This window comes from Kitasatospora sp. NPDC059327 (assembly GCF_042752535.1).
Taxonomy (GTDB): domain Bacteria; phylum Actinomycetota; class Actinomycetes; order Streptomycetales; family Streptomycetaceae; genus Kitasatospora.
Map to the genome: position 1 here is coordinate 1 of NZ_JBHYYB010000228.1, position 3,152 is coordinate 3,152.

The window sequence follows — 3,152 nt, forward strand, 5'->3', positions numbered from 1 at the left end:
GTCCGACGCCGGCACCAAACTCCCCGGCGTCGCCCTGCCCGCCGCCGGCACCCAGTCGATGCCCGTCCAGGAACCCGGCGACCGCCCGCACCGCCGGCTGCCCTACCGGCCCTGGGCCGACATCACCGTCGACCGCGCCACCGGTCTGGTCACCTGCACCCTGACCAACGACGGCACGGTCGCCTTCCCCTACACCGTCTACCCCAACATCGTGTACGCCTTCGCCGGCACCCCGTTCTCGGTCGCCCCGGGCGCCTCCCGCACGTACACCTGGGACGCCGCCGCCACCGACGGCCGCTACGACTTCACCGTCCACGGCCCGGACGGCTTCGTCCGCCGCTTCGCCGGCACCGTCGTCCGCGACGGCCAGGACGACATCGCCGTTCCCGTGGTGACCGCCACCCCGGGCACCACGGCGCTCACCGTCCGGCTCTCCAACACCGGGCAGACCGCGATCACCTTCACCCTCACGCCCAACGACTACGCGGGCACCGTCCAGACCGTCCGGGTCGCCCCGGCGTCCAGCACCACCGTCGGCTACCCGCTCGACCGGTCCCGCTACGACGTCACCGTCACCGCCCCCACCGGCACCCGCTTCGCCCAGCGCTACGCGGGCACGCTGCACTGAACCCGGACGGCCGGGACCGTCCGCCGACCCGACCCCTCAGCCGGCCGAGCCCGGCGCCAGCGGGCCGGCCGCGACCCGGAAGCCGATGTTGCCGGCCGAGCTGTCGGGCGTGTTGGAACTGCGCGCCGCCACCCGGTAGCGGTTGCAGTACGACGCGTGGCACAGGTGGGAGCCGCCGCGCATCACCCGCGCCGAGCCGTCCGGCGGACCGGCCGGGTCACGGCGCGGCCCGGTGCGGTGGAAGCCGGGGCTGAACCGGTCCGCGCACCACTCCCAGACGTTGCCGACGGTGTTGTACAGCCCGAAGCCGTTCGGCCGGAAGGCGGTCACCGGGGCCGTGCCCCGGTGACCGTCCTCCGCCGTGTTCAGCGTCGGGAAGACGCCCCGCCAGATGTTGCACAGGTGCTTCCCCCCTGGGGCGAGTTCGTCGCCCCAGGGGTAGCGCTTCTGCTCCAGGCCGCCCCGGGCGGCGTACTCCCACTCGGCCTCGGTCGGCAGCCGGGTTCCGGACCAGGCGCAGTACGCCTGCGCGTCGTGCCACGACACGTGCACGACGGGGTGGTTCTGCCGCGTCGTGACGGAGGACCCGGGACCCTCCGGCGCCCGCCAGCTCGCCCCGGCCACCGCCCGCCACCAGGGCACGGCGGCCACCGGCGGTGCGGCGGCGGCGAGTTCCTCGGGCAGGAAGCCCTCGAAGACGAAGGAGAAGCCGAAGCCCTCGGCCTCGGTCCGGTAGCCGGTGGCCTTGACGAAGGTCGCGAACGCGGCGTTGGTCACCGTGGTCGGCGCGATCCGGAACGGACTCAACTCCACCTCGCGCACCGGGCCTTCGCCGTCGGCCGGGTAGCCCGTCCGGTCCTCCGTGCCCATCAGGAACCGGCCGCCGGGCAGCCCGGTCAGCCGGCTCGCGACACGCGCGGCCCTCGGGTCGACGGGGGCCGGGACGACGGGGGCGACCACGCCGGGGGCGGCGAGCGGGGCAGGTGCGCCGAGCAGGACGGGGGCGCCGAGCAGGACGGGGGCGCCGAGCGGGACGGGGGCATCCGCCCCTCGGCCGGGGGTGCAGCAGGGCTTGGTGGTCGTCGGCACGGTGTTCCGTTCCTCGTTCCGCGGTGGTCGGGCCGGGGCCGGCGCCCCGCACCGGCGGACCGGGTGCGGGGCGCCGACCACCGGCGGTCGGACGGTCAGGCGCTCCGGTCGGCGGCCAACTGCGCCGCCAGCCCCGGGATGCCGAGCGCCGCCTCCTGCTGCGGCGTCGCCTGGTACAGCAGGTTGGACAGCTGGTACGGGTCGCCGGCCAGGTCGTAGTACTCGCGGAACTTCACCGCGCCCGTGCCGGAGACGGTGCCGTTCGCGTCGGTGTGCAGCGCGTAGTACTCGGTGTACTGCCGGTCCTTCGCGACGTACGAGGACCAGGTGGGCGGGCCGCCCGCCGCCGTGCCCTGCTTCCACCACTCGACCAGCAGGTGGTCCCTGCTGTACCCGGTGAGCAGCGAGTGGCCGTCCTGCGGGGTGTCCGGGGTGATGCCGGCGGCGTCGAGGATGGTCGGGGCGATGTCGATGTTGGCGACGACCCGGTTGTCGACCGTGCCCGCGCCGAGCCCGCCGGCCGGCCAGGAGAGGTAGAACGGCACCTCGTGGGCCGGGGAGTAGGGCACGGACTTCTTGCTCCAGCCGTGGTCGGCCCAGGTGAAGCCGTTGTCGCCGAGGTAGACGACCAGGGTGTTGTCGAGCTGGCCGAGCGCCGCCAGCTTGTCGTGGATCGCCTGGACGGCGTCGTCGACGGAGAGCAGGGTCCGCAGCTGCCTGGTCCGCAGCGCCTGGGCGTCGGCCAGCGTGGCGGTGGCGTTCTGGATGTACTCGGGCTTGTCACTGCGGTCGGTCTCAAGGACCGACGGGCGCCCGTTCCACGGCGGCACCACCGTGTCGGCGTACTTGGCGGCCGGGACGTTGGGCGCGTGCGAGGCGTACGGGGTCACGTAGGCGAACCACGGGCGGGCGTCGGTGGCGGCCTTGTCCAGGAAGGCCAGCGTGCGGTTCCTGACGATGTCGGTGGTGTAGCCGGTGAGCGTCTGGACCGTGCCGTCGATGTTCCAGCGGGCGTCGTTGTAGGCGGGCTGGAGCAGCGCCCACTCCTCGAAGTGCGGCGGGTTGTCCGCCAGGGTCCAGGAGTTGAGGTACTTGCCGAACAGCCCGGTGCGGTAGCCGGCCTGCTTGAGGTAGCGCTGCACGGTGGTGTGCTGGTCCAGGCTGTACGAGGCGCCGTTGTTGCGCACGCCGTGGTTGTGGGCGTACCGGCCGGAGAAGACCGACGACCGCGAGGGCGCGCAGAGCGGCGTGGTGACGTGCCCGTGGGTGAACCGGACGCCCTGGCCGGCGATCCAGTCGACGGTCCGCCGGATCGCCCAGTCGGTCTGCTTGGGCTGGTCGTCGGTGACGATCAGCAGGATGTTCGGCCGGGCGGCCCCGGTCGCGGCGGCCGCCGGCCGGGCGGCGGCCACCTGGAGCGCGGCCGGGGCCGCGG

Annotated in this window: 3 protein-coding genes; 1 reads left to right on the plus strand and 2 read right to left on the minus strand. The window is 74.1% G+C overall.

The annotated features are described in order from the left end of the window. Positions 1-628 (plus strand): phospholipase domain-containing protein (locus tag ACFXHB_RS44555; RefSeq protein ID WP_380582921.1); only part of this gene is annotated, 628 nt, incomplete at its 5' end. A 36-nt stretch (positions 629-664) separates the two neighbouring features. Here ACFXHB_RS44555 and ACFXHB_RS44560 read toward each other — a convergent pair. Together ACFXHB_RS44560 and ACFXHB_RS44565 are read right to left on the minus strand one after the other, a co-directional pair. Then, positions 665-1,717 carry a formylglycine-generating enzyme family protein gene (locus ACFXHB_RS44560; RefSeq protein WP_380582923.1) on the minus strand — a complete coding sequence of 351 codons (1,053 nt, stop codon included), beginning with the start codon at positions 1,715-1,717 and terminating at the stop codon, positions 665-667. Between the two features lie 95 nt (positions 1,718-1,812). Then, positions 1,813-3,152 (minus strand): sulfatase (locus tag ACFXHB_RS44565; RefSeq protein WP_380582925.1); only part of this gene is annotated, 1,340 nt, incomplete at its 5' end.